10 protein-coding genes are annotated in these 18,442 nt (G+C 65.5%); 3 read left to right on the forward strand and 7 right to left on the reverse strand.

From position 1 onward, the window contains the following. The coding region (locus VFZ66_17155) for a helix-turn-helix transcriptional regulator (GenBank protein HEX6290916.1) at nt 1-514 on the reverse strand (514 nt) is incomplete at its 3' end. Nucleotides 515-885: 371 nt separating this feature from the next. On the opposite strand from VFZ66_17155, the gene VFZ66_17160 reads away from it, so the two are divergent. The 3 genes from VFZ66_17160 (at nt 886) to VFZ66_17170 (ending at nt 13,822) form a co-directional block, all read left to right on the forward strand. Continuing rightward, the gene (locus VFZ66_17160) at nt 886-1,290 is read left to right on the forward strand and encodes a response regulator transcription factor (GenBank protein ID HEX6290917.1); all 405 of its coding nucleotides are present in this window, start codon (nt 886-888) and stop codon (nt 1,288-1,290) included. Between the two features lie 1,198 nt (nt 1,291-2,488). After that, nucleotides 2,489-13,102 (forward strand): SMP-30/gluconolactonase/LRE family protein, encoded by a 10,614-nt coding sequence (locus VFZ66_17165; GenBank protein HEX6290918.1) that lies wholly within the window; start codon nt 2,489-2,491, stop codon nt 13,100-13,102. Between the two features lie 288 nt (nt 13,103-13,390). Further along, entirely contained in the window at nt 13,391-13,822 is a 432-nt protein-coding gene (locus VFZ66_17170; GenBank protein HEX6290919.1) for an Imm26 family immunity protein, read from the forward strand. Nucleotides 13,823-14,078: 256 nt separating this feature from the next. On the opposite strand, the gene VFZ66_17175 is transcribed toward VFZ66_17170, so the two are convergent. From VFZ66_17175 to VFZ66_17200, 6 genes are all read right to left on the reverse strand, one after another. Next, on the reverse strand, nt 14,079-14,639 hold the full coding sequence (locus VFZ66_17175; GenBank protein HEX6290920.1) for a hypothetical protein: 561 nt from the start codon (nt 14,637-14,639) through the stop codon (nt 14,079-14,081). 19 nt (nt 14,640-14,658) lie between these two features. Beyond that, nucleotides 14,659-14,787 carry a hypothetical protein gene (locus tag VFZ66_17180; protein ID HEX6290921.1) on the reverse strand — a complete coding sequence of 43 codons (129 nt, stop codon included), beginning with the start codon at nt 14,785-14,787 and terminating at the stop codon, nt 14,659-14,661. A gap of 163 nt (nt 14,788-14,950) precedes the next feature. After that, nucleotides 14,951-15,661, reverse strand: coding sequence for a hypothetical protein (locus VFZ66_17185; GenBank protein ID HEX6290922.1), 711 nt, complete (start codon nt 15,659-15,661; stop codon nt 14,951-14,953). Beyond that, complete coding sequence (locus VFZ66_17190) at nt 15,651-15,893, reverse strand: hypothetical protein (protein HEX6290923.1); 243 nt, start codon at nt 15,891-15,893, stop codon at nt 15,651-15,653. The genes VFZ66_17185 and VFZ66_17190 overlap by 11 nt, the downstream gene beginning before the upstream one ends. A 2-nt stretch (nt 15,894-15,895) precedes the next feature. Next, on the reverse strand, nt 15,896-16,357 hold the full coding sequence (locus VFZ66_17195; protein HEX6290924.1) for a hypothetical protein: 462 nt from the start codon (nt 16,355-16,357) through the stop codon (nt 15,896-15,898). A 135-nt stretch (nt 16,358-16,492) separates the two neighbouring features. Further along, the gene (locus VFZ66_17200; GenBank protein HEX6290925.1) at nt 16,493-18,238 is read right to left on the reverse strand and encodes a hypothetical protein; all 1,746 of its coding nucleotides are present in this window, start codon (nt 18,236-18,238) and stop codon (nt 16,493-16,495) included. Between the last annotated feature and the right edge of the window lie 204 nt (nt 18,239-18,442).

The following is an 18,442-nucleotide window of genomic DNA, read 5'->3' on the forward strand; positions in this document are numbered from 1 at the left end:
GTTGCGTCTTGCCGATCCCGCCCAGCCCCGTCGCGGCGGCAATCTCGACCTGTCCAATGGCTGCCGTCTCGCTCACGGTGAGGGCATGGGCCAGCTGGCGCAGATCGGCGTCCCGCCCGACAAACAGCGGATTGCGGCTGAGCGGCATCCGCGAGCCCGCAGGCAGCGGCGCAGGTGGTGGGACGGTGTCGAGCGGCAGCAGTGCAACCGGTCCTGCCACGCGGGCGTGCGGCGCGGCACCCCGAGGGGGTCGGGCCGGGGGTAAGCGATCTGGGCCGCGTTCCCCACGCGCGACCTGCAGAAACACCGCCCGCTCGTCGGGGGAAATCTCCAAACAGCCGACGAGGCGCTCGGCAATCTGGCGCGAAGGCCGCTGCACGCCTGCTTCCAATTTGCGGATCGTCACCTCGGCGCAACCGACGCAGTGGGCGAGGGCGGCCTGGGTCAGATCGAGGGCTTTCCGCCGCTCCCGCAGCCATGATCCAAAAGACTTATGCGCTTGATCGTTGGGCATCGCATCGTCTCCAAACGCGCAGGTGACCGGAGCAGCCAGTGCCACCATCCGAGACACGGTGGGCGGTTCACTGTGGTCACCCGCAGCGTCCCTCCGCCCCGCAGCGACGAGCGCGGGCGCGGACGTGCGCCTGGCTGAGCAGGTAGCTGTTCCCACTATTTTAACACTATCTTAACCGGATCGGTTTTTGGATCGGTTGCCGATCCCGCAATCTGGCAGCGATCTGGTCTACTAGACCAACGGGATCGGCCTGGGGTCGATCCGCCCTGGCTGTGTTGGGTACCGCCTCAGCAGGTTCCCGGCGCAGGACATAGCGTATGCACCGCGGTCAGACACCCATCTGAGCAGTCGACCTCATGAGGAGGACTACGATGATTCGGATTGTACTCGTTGATGATCACCCGGCGTTCCGGTGGATCACCCGCCGCCTGCTGGAGCGGTACCCCGAGGTGGCGGTCGTCGGCGAAGCCGCCACTGGCATCGAGGCGCTGGAGGTGGTGGCGCAGGTCCAGCCGGATGTCGTGCTGCTGGATGTGCAGATGCCGCTGCTGGATGGGATCGCTACGACGACGCAGCTGCGGCGTGCCTATCCCGATGTGCAGATCATCCTGTTCACGGGGGGTGGCGACGATGACGCCGTGCGGGACGGCCTGCGGGCCGGGGCAGTCGCCGCTCTCCCGAAAACCACGCGCCCGGATCGGCTCGTCGCCGCGCTGCGGGCGGCGCGTGAACGGAACCAACGGGGCGTGGCGTGCGCGGCTGGGAGCGGTGGCTGACCAGGCTCCCCGCTCACACCATGGGAGGACGATCGATCAGCGGTGCGGTGCTCATCAGTTGCTCCAGCTAGGATGAAAACGTGTACGAGAAGGCGGCCGATCGCTTCGCGCATGGCCACCCTGATCGCCCGGACGAGATCCGCATTGCGCAGGCGCGGCACGAGGCTGTGGGTCGCCACGCCGTCGCAGCCCTTTCCGCTGCTCCAGTCCCACACTGGTGGTTGCGGAAATCCTGGTTTAATAGTATAAACAGGCATTCACATCCGTCCCTTACATCGGCTGCCGATCGCCGGGAGCATGCCCATTTCACACCTAACTGAGATCCCAGCATTCGAGCTGCGTTGAGCTACCATAGGTCACCTGCATCGGAGCCTCCAGGCTTCCTCGCAGGATCTTGCACCCCCCTCCTGCCCGACATTTAACGTCACAGCGTTCGAGCCGAACCACGCCCACGCGACACCACGCGTCAAGTGCATCGTGGAGGAAGCGCATCGGCTCGCGCACGGGAGGACCGCCTGCCCATCCGTGGCCGCGCCGTCTGCGTCCGCATGACCAGCAGCTCGTCGGCTCGGCCATCATCTGTCCGTTTTCATCCACCCGTTCGTTCGTGGGCGGTATGGGGCAGCACGCTGTCGCTGGACCTGCCGGTTGTCACGCGGGAGCGTTCGGATGCTCCACCGCCGCCAGACAGCGGCGTTATCTGCCCGGATCCACCTGTTCGTCTCCGTTGCCCTGATCGTCCACGGCCGTGCCGTGTCAGCCCGTGGTCCTGTTTGGCGAAGCGCACCTGGCAGACGGCACTTGGAACGCCCAGCGTGGAGCGATGGCCGACCCTGCCGGCCAGCTGAGTCATGCCGATCCCGCGCAGGCCCAGGGGAGATGCTGCTCATAGGATCGCTTTTGTATCGGAAACCGATCCCGCAGTGTGCGCGAACTATGATGTACTAGATCGGTCATCGTCGATCGATCAGGGCAACGCCCATGACGACGCTGCCCTGATGCGACCGCACCGGTTCCGCCATTCGCCCCCTCGCGCTACCCCCGGTGCGAGCGTGGGCGGCTGGCGGTGTCTCGCGTCCACGTGGGTCGGCTCCGCCGACTGAGTCCACCAGAAATCTCGATCGACCGTCCGTGCGTGTCGGTTCAATCGCACCATGTTGTCGCTGTCCCCTGCCATGTGTCACAAGGGAGTGTTCGGATGCACCACCGCCGTCTGCCGCTGCTGTCCAGCCTGATCCACCTGTTCGTTTGTGTCGCCCTGCTGCTCCAGAGCAGTGCCTGGCCCGCCCCCACCAGGGCCGCCAGCCTTGCGGTCACCCAAAATCGTCCACCTGTGGCGGACGGTGGCGGCCCCTACACCGTCGCGGAAGGCGGCACCGTCCAACTGGATGCCGCCGCATCCACCGATCCTGATGGTGATTCCCTCACCATCGCCTGGGATCTTGACGACGACGGCACGTATGAAACATTCGGGCAGGCGGCGACCTTCTCGGCGGCACCCCTGGATGGCCCGCGTACCTTTCCGGTCTATCTCCGGGTCTGCGATTCGCACAGTGCGTGTGACACCGACTCGGTGGATCTTGAGATCACGAACCGCGCGCCGACGATCGGCGCGGTGAGCGCGCCCCGCGATCCCCTCACCGTGGGCAGTGTCGTCACGGCCACTGCCACCTTCACCGATGCCAGCGTGCTTGATACGCACACGTCACGCTGGCACTGGGGTGACGGGACGACCAGTGGTGGCACGACAACCGAGACGGGCGGATCAGGCTCCGTCACGGCGACGCACCGCTACCCCACCCCTGGGGTGTACACGCTGAACGTCGATCTGTTCGACGACGACTGCGGCACGGCGCAGGCCCCCTTCCAGTATGTCGTGGTCTATGATCCGAGCGGCGGCTTTGTGACTGGCGGCGGCTGGTTCGAATCGCCCGCCGGTGCCTATCCCGCCGATCCGACACTGCGCGGACGGGCCAACATCGGCTTCAACGCGAAATACCAGGCGCTCTCGACCACCCCCACCGGCCAGACCGAATTCCAGTTCACCGCCGGCAACTTGGCCTTCCGCAGCACGCGCTACGACTGGCTGGTCGTCGTGGGCGGGCAGGCGCAGTACCGCGGCACGGGCACGATCGGCGGCGGCACCTACAGCTTCCTGATGACGGTGGTGGACGGCGACTATGCCGGCGGCAGCGCCGCCGACACGTTCCGCATCAAGATCTGGGACGACGCGCGGGCCTTCGTGGTCTACGACACGCAGCCGGGCGCGAGCGAGCGTGCGGCGCCAACCACACCACTCGGCGGCGGCTCGATCACGGTCCGCACGTTGGGTACCATCCCTCCACCCACGCCGGTGCCGACGCCCAGCGCAACTGCCACGCCGGAGCCGGGCTGTGTTCCTTCGGCCACGCCCACACCGGCGCCGACGCGCACGCCCGTGCCGACGAACACACCGACGCCGACACCGACGAATACACCGACGGCCACGCCCACGGATACGGCAACACCTACGGCCACCAGCGAGCCACCGACGCCGACTGCCACGCCGACGGACGGCCCGCCATCGGATCTGACGCCGCGCGGGCTGTGGTGGAGCAGGAAGACGACCACCACCATCAGCCTGACCTGGGAGCCGCCCACGGACGCGGCGAGCGTCACCGGCTACGACCTCTACCAGGGGAGTACCCGCCTGACGACCACGACCGACACCGCCTACATGGTCACCGGGCTGACCCCGGATACGGAGTACACCTTTACGGTGCGCGCGCGGGATGCCGCCGGCAACCTGTCGCCGCCGAGTGCGTCGGCCACTGTGCGGACCACGGCGCTTGAGACCCTGCCGCCTGATCCGGCGGTGATCGCGCCACCCTCGGATCGCACGGTCAGCAGTGATCTCGCCAGCGATACGGCCTTCCTCTACACCGGCCCCAATCCGATCCAGGTTGGCGTCGCGCCCGGCACGATCGACACGCGGCGCGTGGCCGTGCTACGTGGGCGTGTCACCGACGACGAAGGCGATCCGCTCCCCGGCGTCACTGTCGCGGTGCTGGATCACCCGGAGTACGGGCATACACGCACGCGCACGGATGGCATGTTCGATCTGGCCGTCAATGGGGGCGGAATCGTCACGCTGACGTACACCAAGGAGGGCTATCTCCCGCTCCAGCGGCAGATCCCCGCGTCCTGGCGTGACTACGAGTGGCTGCCGGAGGTGACGCTCCTGGCGCTCGATCCGGTGGTGACGACCGTCGAGCTGGATGGATCGAGCGAAGCCCTGCTGGCCGTCGGCAGCGTGGTTACGGACGCCGACGGCACCCGCCAATCGACTCTGCTCTTTCCGTCCGATGTTACCGCCACGCTCCAGCTCGCCGACGGCTCAACGGAGCCGCTCTCGACGCTCCATCTGCGGATCACCGAGTTCACCGTGGGCGAGCGCGGTCCGAGCGCCATGCCGGGCACCTTGCCGCCCAGCAGCGGCTATACCTACGCCGCCGAGTTCAGCGTGGACGAGGCACTGGCGGCGGACGCGACGGTGGCATTCAGCCAGCCGCTGGTCAACTATGTCGAAAACTTTGTCGGCTTCCCGGTCGGTGGGATTGTGCCGACCGGCTACTATGACCGGACCAAGGCGGCCTGGATCGCCTCTGACAACGGGCGGATTATCAAGCTGGTAGGTATCACCGCTGGCCTGGCCGACCTCGACATCACGGGCGACGGCGTGGCCGACGACGCGGCCGGCCTCGGCGTGACCATCGAGGAGCGCCAGCAGCTCGGGAGCCGCTATGCCGTGGGTCAGGAGCTGTGGCGGGTGCTGATCCCGCACTTCACGCCCTGGGATCACAACTGGCCATTTGGCCCGCCGGATGGCGCGATCGGTCCAAACGGCGGCCCGCCGAAGGATCGCGATACCCCGGAGGACAATCCCTGCACGCGCGGCGGCTCGATTATCGCGTGCGAGAATCAGACGCTTGGCGAGGAGATCGCCGTCAGCGGCACGCCGCTGCACCTGCGCTACGACAGCGATCGGGCCAAAGGACGAACAGCCGCGCATACGCTGGAGATTCCGCTCAGCGGCGCGAGCGTGCCCAGCAGTCTGCGCGAGGTCCGGCTGGGTGTCTCGGTCGCCGGGCAGCAGTTCACACAGACGCTGGCGCCGGCAGCCAACCAGACGCAGACCTTCACCTGGGATGGTCGCGACGCCTACGGGCGGCGCGTCCAAGGGAGCCAGACCGCAACGGTTTCCGTTGGGTTCGTGTATGGCGCGGTCTATCAGGAGCCGGCCGCGTTCGCGCAATCGTTTGGGCGCTTCGGCACGGGCGTTGCAATCACAGGGAATCGGTCGTTGAGCGAGGTCACAACCTGGCAGCAGTACAGTTCGACGCTCGAATTCCTGGACGCGCAGGGGCAAGGGCTGGGCGGCTGGACGATCGATGCTCACCACACCTACGATCCCGTCGGTCAAACATTCTTTCCTGGCAGCGGCGATCGGTACACCGCTCAGGGGATTGGCCACACGATTGAGACAACCGCAGGCGGTGGGCCGGGCGTACCCGGTGACGGCGTCCCTGCCACCTCGGCACCGCTGTACAGCCCGGAGGATGTGCTGTGGGCGGCTGACGGCAGCCTCTACATTGCCGACACCGCGAACCACCGTATCCGCAAGATCGCGCCCAACAGTGTCATCTCGACCGTCGCGGGCAACGGCACGCGCGGCTTTGCGGGCGATGGCGGTCCGGCGACCAATGCTCAACTCTACAACCCGTCAGGCATCCTGCAAGACGCGGACGGTGGCCTCTTCGTCGCCGATACCGGCAACGACCGCATCCGTAAGCTGGACAGCACGGGCCAGATCAGGACGGTTGTCGGGGGTGGGCCTGGCGCACCCGGCGATGGCGGGCCGAGTACGTCCGCGCCGCTATCCAACCCGGAGGATGTGCAGTGGGCGGCTGACGGCAGCCTGTATATCGCCGACCGGTCTAACCACCGCATCCGCAAAGTCGCGCCGAACGGTATCATCTCGACCATCGCCGGAAACGGGACGCAAGGCTTCTCAGGCGATGGCGGCCCGGCCACGAATGCCCAACTCTACAATCCGGAAGGCATCTGGGTAGGGGCCGACGGGACTTTGTATATTGCAGATGACGGAAACCACCGCATCCGCAGGGTCAGTCCCGACGGCATCATCACCACGGTGGCGGGCGGCGGCAGCACGCTTGGCGATGGCGGCCCGGCGACCAGCGCGCGACTCTTCGATGCCTACGACGTCGTGCTGGGACCAGATGGCAGCCTGTATATCGCTGATGCCTGGGATGGGCGCATTCGCAAAGTTGCGCCCAACGGCGTCATCACGACCGTCGCCGGGAATGGGAACTATGGCTTTTCCGGCGATGGCGGCCCAGCGACCAGTGCGACCTTGGGGTTCCCCATTGGCTTGGCACTCGGACCAGATGGTAGCCTGTATATCGCCGATGCCGGGAATAATCGTATTCGCAAAGTCAGTCCCAGCGGCATCATCACCACAGCGGCTGGTACAGGAGCGCAAGGCTTCTCAGGCGATGGTGGCGTGGCGACAGCGGCGCAGCTCAATTTCCCGACCGACGTGCGTGTAGACACGGCAGGGCGGCTATACATCACGGACTCCAGCAACCAGCGCATTCGGCGCGTGGACGCCAGCGGCGTGATCACCAGCCTCGTGGGTGGCGGCAGCACGCTTGGCGATGGCGGCCCGGCGACCAATGCCCGACTTGCCAATCCATCAGGCATCTGGGTCGGTGTCGACGGCAGTTTGTATATCGCCGACGCCTCTCACCACCGCATTCGGCGCGTAGACACCAATGGCATGATCAGCACGATGGCCGGCACCGGCAGCGCCGGATATGTTGGCATCGGCGACGGCTATGCCGCCACTCAGGCCCGCTTGAACGATCCGTCCGCCATGGCGTGGGGACCAGACGGCAGCCTGTATATCGCCGATACCGGCCAGCATCGTATCCGCAAGGTCAGCCCCGATGGTGTGATCACGACCGTTGCCGGGAACGGGACGCCAGGCTTCGGAGGCGATGGTGGTCAAGGCATCTACGCGATGCTCGGCTATCCAGGTGGCATTGGCGTCGGTGCGGACGGCAGCCTGTATATTGCCGACACCTGGAATAACCGCATTCGCAAAGTCAGTTCCGATGGTGTGATCACGACGGTCGCTGGGAACGGCACCCGAGGTTTTATGGGTGATGGCGGCCCGGCAATCAATGCGCAACTGGACAACCCCGAAGGCATCCGGATGGGGGCTGATGGTAGTGTGTATATTGCCGACACCTGGAATAATCGCATTCGCAAGATTGCACCTGACGGGATCATCACCACCGTCGGCGGCGGCGGTGGTTGGGGATCTCGGGGCGATGGCGGCCCGGCGACCGCTGCCGAGTTGAACAGGCCGAACAGCGTTGCGCTCACGGCAGATGGCAGCCTGTACATCGCCGATACCGGGAACCACCGCATTCGGCGCGTCGGATCTGACGGCGTGATCACCCGCGTGGCAGGCACCAACACGGCAGGCTATGGACGTCCCGGCGACAACATTCCCGCCACGCAGGCCAAGCTGTATCTCCCGTACGACGTAGCACCCAGCGCGGATGGCAGCCTGTACATTGCTGATGAGCGCAACGCCCTCATTCGTCGCGTCGGGCCGGACGGGATCATCACCACGGTTGCCGGCACGGAGGGGACGGCGGGCTTCTCAGGCGATAGTGGCCCGGCGATCAATGCTCAGCTCAATGGTCCTGAGAGCGTCGCCCTCAGCCCAGATGGCAGCCTGTATATCGCCGATACCCGCAACAACCGCATCCGGCGCATCGGACCCGATGGCATCATCACCACCGTGGTAGGTACCGCCACCTGGGGTTTTAGCGGCGATGGCGGCCCGGCGATCAACGCCCAGTTGGACTGGCCGACCGACCTCTCCGTCGCAGCAGACGGCAGCCTGTATATCGCCGATGCCGGAAATAACCGCATCCGCAAGGTCAGTCCCAACGGGATCATCACCACGGTGGCGGGGAGCGGCGATTGGGGCTTCTCAGGCGATGGCGGTCCCGCCCTCAATGCACAGTTCGATTGGCCACAGGGCATTGCGCTCGCGGCAGACGGCAGCCTGTATATCGCCGATGCTTACAACGACCGTATCCGCAAAGTCGCGCCCAACGGCATCATCACCACGGTGGCCGGTACCGACACGGATGGATTCAGCGGCGATGGCGGCCCGGCGACTGCTGCCGAGTTGGACTATCCACACGCTGTGGCCGTTGCCAGAGACGGCAGCGTGTATGTAAGTGATTATTCCAATCGCCGCGTCCGCCGGATTGGGCCGGATGGCGTGATCTGGACCGTGGCAGGGACCGGCGCCTGGGGCGATGGCGGCGATGGCTTCGTGGCCACCAGGGCGCAGCTTGGCGGTCCGGCAGGTCTTGCTGTCGATGCCGCCGACCACCTGTATATCGCCGACATGGATACGAATCGCGTGCGGCGTATGCAGCCACCCCTGTCGGGCTTCAGCGGCGTCGACGAGGTTGTCCTGCCGTCGGCAGATTTGGCCGTGCCGTCGGCAGATGGACGCGAACTCTATCTGTTCACGGCGACCGGCCGCCACCTGCGCACCCGCGATGCGCTGACGGGCGACATCCTGTACAGATTCGACTATGACGCGGCGGGGCGGCTCATCACGATCACCGACCGCGTTGGTCTCCAGACCCGGATCGAGCGCGACGCGGACGGTACCCCGGAGGCGATCGTCGGCCCCTACGGCCATCGCACCAGCCTGACCCTCGACGCCAACGGGTGGCTTACACGCATCACCAATCCGGCCAATGAAACCACGCAGGTGACCTACACCGCGGATGGCCTGCTGACGTCGCTGACTGATCCGCGCGGTGGCGTGCATACCTTCAGCTACGACGCGCAGGGCCGGCTGATCCGTGACGCCAATCCGGTCGGCGGCGTGACCACGCTCACGCGCACCGGAACCGCGCAAAGCTACACCGTGACCGTGAAGAACGCGCTGGATGATGCCACGCGCTACACCGTCGAGCAACTCCCCAACGGCGATCGACGGCGGACGACCACCGCGCCCAACGGTGCCGTCACCACGACCCTGACCAAGCCGGACGGCACCGAGATCACCACCGCTCCTGACGGCACGATCACCACACTGGTCAAATCACCCGATCCCCGCTGGGGCATGCAAGCGCCCTATATCTCCTCCCTGACCATCACAACGGCGGACGGCACGCGGTTCCTCACCATCACCGCCAATCGCACGGTCACGTTCAGCTATCCTGGCGATCCGCTGACTCTCCTGACCCAGACCGATACCCAGACGGTGAATGGTCGGACCACGACCAGGGTGTACCAGGCCACGACCCGAACGTTGACCACGACGACACCGACGGGTGAGCGCACGAGTGTGGTCCTCAACCTCCAGGGCCAGCCGATCCGCACAGACACCACCAATCTGGCGACCACGCTCTTCGACTACGATGCCCAGGGCCGCCTGATTCGCACCAGCGAGGGTACGGGTGTCATCACGCGCACCCAAACGCTGGCCTATACCGCCCAGGGCGATCTGGCGAGCCACACTGACCCGCTCGGCGCGACGACCAGCTTTACCTATGATGCCGTCGGTCGCGTGACGACCCAGGTGCTACCGACCGGGCAGACGCTCACCTATAGCTACGACGCCAGCGGCAACCTTCTGAGCAGCACCGATGCGCAGGGCGTTCTCACCACCTCCACCTACGATGCCCAGAACCGCCGGACGAGCCGGACACTCGATCCCGATGGCCGGGCCGTCCGCACGACCTATGCCTACGACACCGCCGACCATCTGATGGAGATCGTGGAGGATGCGGGCAGTGGCCGTCTCAATGTCACCACGCGCTACGAATACACGCCGATCGACGACCAGGGCTACGCGATCAGCGAGCACATCGATCCGCTGGGTGGCATCACCCGCACCGGCTATACCGTCTTCGGCGAACCCAGCAGCATCACCGACCCGCTGAACCGGACCACCACGATCGGCTATACCGCCCAGGGCTGGGTCGCAAGCGTGACCACGCCCGGCGGATTGCGGACTACCACCACCTACACGAGTGACGGGTTGCCTGCCCGCGTCTCCGATCCGCGTGGCAGCACCACCGTGATGACGTATGATGCGGCGGGCCGCTTGGCGACACTCACCACGGGTGCGACGGCGATCGGCAGCGTACCCGCGCTGAACCACACGACGACCTACGCCTACGATGCGAACAGCCGCGTCACCAGCGTGACTGATCCCCGCGGCACTGTGACCCGCTATGCCTACGATGCATTCGATCGCCAGACCAGCGTGACCGATCCGCTCGGCACGCTCACGACCTATGGATACGATCTGAATGATCAGCTCACCGGTGTCATCCAGGCCGCCAATGTGCCGAGTGAGGCGCTCGCCGTCGCCTACAGCTACGACGCGGTGGGCCGCCTGCTGACGGAGCGCGTTGATCCCGATGGGCAGAACCTGCGGACGGAGTACCGTTACAGCCGCGCGGGTAGTAGCGATACCTGGAATCTCCAGCAGGTGATCGATCCACGCGGCAACGCGACCGCCTACCGCTACAACACGCTGGGCCTCCGCGATCAGACCACCGATGCGCTCGGCAGCACCTGGAGCCTCAGCTACGACAACCTGGGCCATGTCACGGCCCAGACTGATCCGCTCGGTCGGAACAGTACGACCAGCTACGATCCGCTGGGCCGCATCACGGCGATGACCGAGGATGGCCGGACCCAGCAGTGGAGCTATCACGGCGACTCGACCCTCGCCAGCTTCACCGATTTCCTGGGGCGGATCACCCGCTACAGCTACGATCTGGACCGTCGGCTCACCGGGGTGGACTATCCCACGGGCACTGCCGATCCCAGCTATACCTACGATCCCGCTGGCAATGTCACGCGCATGACCGACGGCTTGGGCACGACGGACTACACCTACGATGCCGCGAACCGCGTGATCAGCCGGGCGCGCGGGGGTCGCACGGTCGGCTACACCTATACCCCGAACGATCAGATCACCGCGATCAATTATTGGGGCCAGGGCCAAGTCAGCTACGGCTACGACGCCGCCGGGCGACTCACCAGCCTGACGCCGTGGAACGCCAGTCCAACCAGCTACACCTACCGCGCGACGGGGCTGCTGAAGACGCAGACGCGGGCGAATGGCACGACGACCGCCTATGGCTATGACAGCGCCAGCCGCCTGACCAGCATCCGGCACGCGCGCGGGACGACGCTGGAGCAGATCCAGTATGGGCTCGACGCCAACGGCAACCGGACGCAGCAGACCAACGGCGATGGCGTGACCACCTACACCTATGACGCACTCAATCGCCTGGTGGAAGCCAGCTATCCGGCGATCGCTAGCGGTCCCGCTGCGAGCAGCGTGGCGTATGGCTACGATGCGCTCGGCAATCGGACGACCGTGAACGGTGTCCCGACCTACAGCTACGACGCCAGCGGGCGGATCACCAATCCGGGCTTCAGCTACGACGCCAACGGCAACCTGCTCAGCGACGGCACGACCGCCTACAGCTACGATGCTGCCAACCGGCTGATCCAAACGGTGCGCGGCGGCACGACGACCAGCTACGCCTACGACGGCTGGGGCAACCTCGTGCGCGAGACGGTCGACGGCGTCACCACGGACCTGATCGTGGATGAAGCCACGTCGTTGCCGACGATTCTGGGCGAAGTCGGCGCAGACGGCACAGTGCTGCGCTATACCTATGGCCCCGATGGTTTCGCGGCGCAGCAGCGTGTGAGCGGCAGCGCGCAACCTGTCGCGTTTGCGCTGCTCGATGGCCTAGGCAGCGTGCGGCAGCTCACGGATAGCACCGGTACCAGCGTGCGTACGAGCAGCTACGACGCCTTCGGCACCATCCGGCACCAGACCGGCTCCGCCACGACGCCGCTTGGCTTTACCGGCGAGCGCAGCGGCACGGCGGACGGCCTGCTCTATCTCCGCGCGCGGCACTACGCGCCGGAGCTGGGCCGGTTCCTCCAGCGGGATACGTTCGCGGGCTTCATGGACCGACCGCAGTCGCTCAACCGCTATACCTATACCGAGAATAATCCCGCGACGCTGATCGATCCGAGCGGGCATGCGGCGGCCAAACCCTGTCCGAGCAAGCCGAAAGACAATGACGGACCCAGGCCGGATGGTGGCATGGTGCCATCGTGTAATACCAAGGCTGCCCTCAGCACCGCCCTGGACTTTATCCCGGTGGTCGGCGATGTGAAGGGCGTTGCGGAAGCGTTTACCGGCTCTGATCTCGTGACGGGCGAAGACCTGGGCAACTGGCGCTGGGCAGGTTTAGTCGGAGCAAGCGAACTGCGATCCTTGCGTCACCTTGACAAGGTGACGGTCGGCGGGACGGGCAAAGCGTATGACGCCGCCAATGGGCAGGGCTTGTATGTGCTCCGGGACAGCGCGGGGAACGTGAAGTATGTCGGACGCGGTGATGCGCCGGCGCGAGGAGGGCAGCACGCGAAACATCCAACCAAGGGCCAGTACTGTCAGGAGATTCTGGCAAACAATAATCTGACGGAGGCGCAAGCCACAGGGCTGGAGCAGCGCCTGATCGATGAGTTTGGACTGTCAAAGAACGGCGGGCAGCTTGACAACAAACGGAATGAAATCGCGAAGACCAATCCGAAGTATGATGAGTATATGCAAGCAGCGGAGGCGCTCTTCAACGAGATCTTGAAGCGGGCTGCATCGCGACCGTGATAATCTGTGAACGGTCGTGGGGGTAGGCACGGCCTCGTCGCGGCGATGCGTTGTCGTGGTGGGGCCGCCACACCCTGCCGCTAGCCGTCCATGCACAGCCCGCGGGCATGCCGGTCTGGGGGTACCGCATCTCGCCACGTGGGCCCATCGCGGGTCATCAGACCACGACCTTTCGTGACCGATCCATGACCGTCAACGTGACCCAGGGAGGACTCCTGGCTCCCTGGGTCGTAGCGCCACTGAAACATCCGTGGCGTTCGCGTCAGCCGGAGTACAACAAGGAGGATCATGACGACCAAACACCAGGTGAAGGAAGGCGATATTATCGCCATCCCGTTCGACGACCAGCGCGTCGCTGCCGCGCTTATTCTGCATGTCTCGAAGGTGTTCCGCAACGCGATCCTGATTGGCATCTACGAGCAGGTCTTTCCGTCGATCGACGCGATCGATCTGCAGACCCTCGGCGGCCCCTTCATTGGGGTGCCGAATTATACCGGGAAGCAAATGGTGCGCGATGGCGACTGGCCGGTGATTGGCAACAGCGCCGCCTTGTTCGCGGCAGCCACCATTCCTGAATTGCGGGTCGTCGATACGGTGTATTACAAAGACACCCCCGTCCGCCTGCTTTCTGCGGAGGAGGAAGCACGCTATCCGGTGCATACGGTAGCGGGAAAGGGCTATGTCGAACAAACGTTGCAGCAGCACTTTGGGAAGCGTTGAGCGACCTCTTTCAATCCTGCGCTCCAGTCTCAGCCAGGTCGAGCAAATCGGTGAAAACGTGAACGAGGCTTGGACCGCAGAGGCCGGAGCAGCGGTCCAGCCGGTCGAGAATTTCCGTGGCGCTCGGTGAGAGCAGCGCACTCTATCGCTGCTCTTTGCTTCGTTTTGCCACGATCCTCTCCTCACGCCGTCTCGAAGTACGGTGGACGTGCGGGGCGGGACGATGGTCCCCGCCGTCGATTCCTTCCCGTTCGGGTTAGACCTGATAGGCAACGCGCCACAGGTACGGCGCACAGGATTCCGTCAGCAGGACTCGTGGTCGTTGGCCAAGGTTCGACCGAACCCGGGTGGCAACGGCGGCCTTTGGGGAATAGGCGTGTCCATGCCAGATCAGGCCACCGAGCGGAATATCCGCCTCGGAGTAGCGACCGACGACCAGGTCCTGCGCGTCGCGCCCAATCAGGTACATGCGTGACTCACCGGTTGCCGCTCCCTGAACCCACCCGGGCACGATCCCAAACTGATAGCTGGATAGAAACCCGTCCGTCGGCTTGCCGATCGAGATCGGCGGCGCGGACAGATAGACAAACTGCTGGAGCACCTGGAGGATCTCTGCCGCGTGGGCCACATCCTGCCGCTCACCAGCGACGGCGAGCTGATCCACCGTGATGCCCCCAGCGCCGTGCGTGTTCCAGGTGGATGGCTCAGGAATGATGTGGCGCAGCGCGCCGCGGCGGTGCAACTGCTGCGCCTGTGCCACATCAAAGGCAACGGGGTGCTTCTTCCAAAGGCGATGTGTTGGCGTCGTCACGTGCATACCGGTGTTCCTCGTGCCGCTAGGCTGCCTCGTGCTGATCCGATCGGGCGGGCTGCGGTGCCGGAAACGGAATGATCGTCGGCTCCGGTTCGGCGCCGAGGCCATGTTGGCGCAGCACGGCCTCGGCGCGGAGGATCGTTCGGCGCATCCCGTGTCCATTGAGTCCATACAAACGGAGGTTGATTTCTCCCATGAGGCAGCAGGTTTTGTCTATGTCTTGCCCGAAGTACCGGACGAGTCCCAACTGGTTCATCCAGTCGTCAAAACAACTTGCGCTGGCGAGCAGCATCGCGCCGCTTCCAACACAGGGGTCATAGACGGTGACGGGTTCGTAGTGCTCGATCGCATGGGGGGATCACCCGTGCGATGAACCACGCCTGCGCCACCTCGCCTTCGAGGAGACTGCCCGCCAGGAGCGCCGCCTGCGCTGCGGGCGATTGTTCAATGGCGGCCTGAAGGTGGCGATGGACCTCCGCCCGACCATCGCCGATGAGCAGTCGCGCCATGACGGTCGTGACCGACATGGGAGTAAAATACTGGCCCAGCCCCGTGTGCGGCCAGCCCCACGCCATGTAGATGAGGCCCACAATGTCCATGTACCCGACCGTCGCGCTCAACCGCAGCTCGGCAAACGCCTGGAGGAAATAGTCGAGATACTGCTCGTTCGCGCCCTCGCGGAACGGATAGGTCGTGCGCAGCCGCGCCAACAGCGCAGCGACGTGCGGCGGATCTGCGGCAAGGTCGCCCGTCTCGGCGAGCGCCTGCTCGTGCTTCGGCTCCATGTCCAGCAGGGCATGCACCAGCTCCAGCCAGTCGGTAAACACATCGTCTGGACGGCGACCGACGACGGTGCAGCGTTCGAGCAGCTTGATGATCTGCTTGACCGTCCGCGCCTCAAACGCCTGGCCGTCATCAACGGTAGGCGTGGATCGCGCCGGCGGGATGATCTGCCCCTCCACATCGGAGGGTGCGCGGTTGCTCGCTGTTGCTGTTCGCTTGGGCAGAGTACGTTTAGACGCCATGTGCGGCTCCCGGAGTGAAGAGTCGTGCGCGGTCGAGATTGGGTCGCTGGAGGACCGATCGCTCGGCAGCGGAGGGTGGGATGTCCCTCGCTGGTCTGAGCACGGTGGGCTGCTGAACGCGCTGCCGGGTCTGCTGCCCGGCGCACTGCCGTCCCGTGCTCGGCGGGCACGGGCTGGCGACGACGGCGCGGTGCCAGCAGAACCGGTGATGCAGGAGATCGCTGGTGTCCATGGTCACCCACCAGCCGATGTGCGCAGCCAGCGCGTCAGCTGCTGGCGCTGCGTGCCCAGGCCGCCCTGGGCGATGACCAGGCCGGGGAGATCCAGGAGGGCGTCCGCGCGAATCAGCGTTGAGCGGTACTGGTAGCCCATGACCACGAGTGTTGACGTGATACCCGCGAGCATCGGAACCACGATCTGCGTCCACTGCGCGCGGAGCGTGGATTCGATCTCCAGCACCCGTTGAGCCGTCATCCGGCGATCGTAATCGGGGATCGGATCGGTTGGCCGGAGGAACCCAAATTCGGCGCTCAGAATTAGCACCTGCGGCAGCGGAACGCCCTCGCGTTCCGCCTTGTTCAGAATCTGGTAGGCTCCCCCCGTGTAGCGCGCACGTGCCGGCAGGAGGCCAGGATCAGGGCGCTTCGATTGGGAGCAGGCGATCAGCAGTAATCGCTGGGACGCTGGCTGGAACATGGGGTGATCCTTTAACGTGGTGGTGCGGGAGACAAAGACTCGAACGTTGTACCCTCCGGTTTTGAAGACCGGCGCGCTACCAATTGCGCCACTCCCGCCCGTGGGGCGCACCCGAGGCCCGCCCAGGATTCCGTCTTAGGCCGCCCGCCGCTGCTCGCCGGTCAGCCAGAGCGTGGTGTCCGGCAGCGTCCAGGTGATGATCGTGATGTGTGGCTCGTCGCTCGCCGACTCGCGGGCCTCGCTCTGATCCAGATCGGCGGCGGTGCAGCCATGCGCGGCGATGGCGTGCTCGCGCAGCGCCGCCAGCTCGTCGTGGCCGGCCTGCTGGGCCTCCGGCAGTGCCGCCGCCGACGCGCCGCAAAGCTGGCACTGGAGGTTTGACACCCCCGGCTGCGGCGCGGGTGTCATCTGCCGCAGCTCGGTGGCGAAGCGGCAGTCCGTCGCCAGCTTGTCACCGGCGGGGCGAATATCGAGCAGGACCGGGCGGTTGAGCTGCCCGTTCATGGTCATACGCTCCGTGCGCACCGTCACGACCATAGCACGCTCCCCAGCGTCCCAGCGGCGCTGGAGCTCGTCGCGCTGCGCGTCGGTCATGCCCGAACCCACCTCGCCGATCGACACGAGCGTGCCGCCCTCGTCGTACAGGCCGCATGCGATCGCGCCGACGCGGCCCGTGTTGCGTCCCTTGCCCGGCTGGATGCCCATGACCACGACATCGAGCGTGTTGAAGCCGAACTTGACCTTGGTCCAGGCCCGCGTGCGGGCGTCCTGGTAGGTGGCGGTCGCGTCGCGGAAGACGAGGCCCTCCCAGCCCGCAGCCATGCCGCGCGCAAACAGCGCGCGCTTGCCCGCCTCGTCGGCGGCGACCTCGACCAGCAGGATCGTGTCTTGCTGCCCCAGCGCGCCGATCACGGCCTTGAGCAGCGTGAGGCGCACATCCTGACGGGTGGCGAGCTTGCTGGTCATCGCCGGGCAGGCCAGCAGGTCGAAGGCGACAAAGCACTGGCACGTGGCATCCATACCGACGTAGAGCGCTTCCTGCCCATCATCCGTTAAGCCAACTAGCTCGCCATCCAGTGATGTCTCAGCGGGCAGCTTTGCCGCGATCGCCGCGATGTGTGCCGGGCATGGAACTTCGCCCCCGCTCCGGTTGGTCATGATCACCTCGCCACCCGCCAGCACATGGATTTGTGCGCGCCGCCCTTCCATCTTGCGTGTCGCAATCCAACCTGGATTGCTCAGGAACGGCTCGGCCATCGCCCTGATGCGGGCCACATCGTCGGCGATCGGCAATTCCTTTGCCGCTTCGCAGAGCATCACTGCCACCGGATAGGGCGTGGCGGGTGCAGCACCTGGGGTCGGAGCGGCAACCGGCGCGCTCACCGGCGCAGCGGGGTGTTCCGGCGGGCTGGGGTGCGCTGTGGCCTGGGCGGTCGACGCAGCCTGGGGTGCCGGAGCGGGTGCTGGCTGGGCGGGCGCGGCGGGCGCGGGCGTGGCCGGAGTCGTCTGGGCTGCCTGGGCGGCAGCCTGCCGACGAGCAAACGGCAGCAGTGTCAGCGGACGACCGACCTGCCAGAGCTGATCGTGGAGCGGCAGATCGCCGTTCGCATCCAGGCTCTTGCTCCAGGCTGCCGCGCCGTAGGCGCTCATCGTCCCCGCCAGCATAGTCACATAGGAGCGCGGGCTGCCTTTTCGTTTCTTGTCGGCCTGTTTGAGCAGCGCCTTGAAAGCGTCCTCGCGGCTGGAGCCACTGTAGAGGGTTCCCTGGGCGATAGTGCCCTGCGTGTAGGCGTTCACGACGAATGTGCCGCTTCGGTCCTCAACGAGAATCTCGTAGGTGGCTCCAGTGTGGGCCATGCCCCCAAAATATCCAACCAGCATCTCTGCGCTCCTTGAACGATGGCGAATGGGTCGCGTGCGCGGGTCCGTTCTTTCCTTGCTATAATTGTAGCATAATAGGTTACAGTTGTCAAAATACCAAAACGTTTTGCTATGATACGGGTTTTTTTTGCTGGTCCCTGCGTCGGAGGTGGGGCAACGAGGTGGTGCGCCCAAGGTCTATTGGGCGTACCTGGGGGAATGGGG

This window comes from Herpetosiphonaceae bacterium (assembly GCA_036374795.1).
Classification (GTDB): domain Bacteria; phylum Chloroflexota; class Chloroflexia; order Chloroflexales; family Kallotenuaceae; genus LB3-1.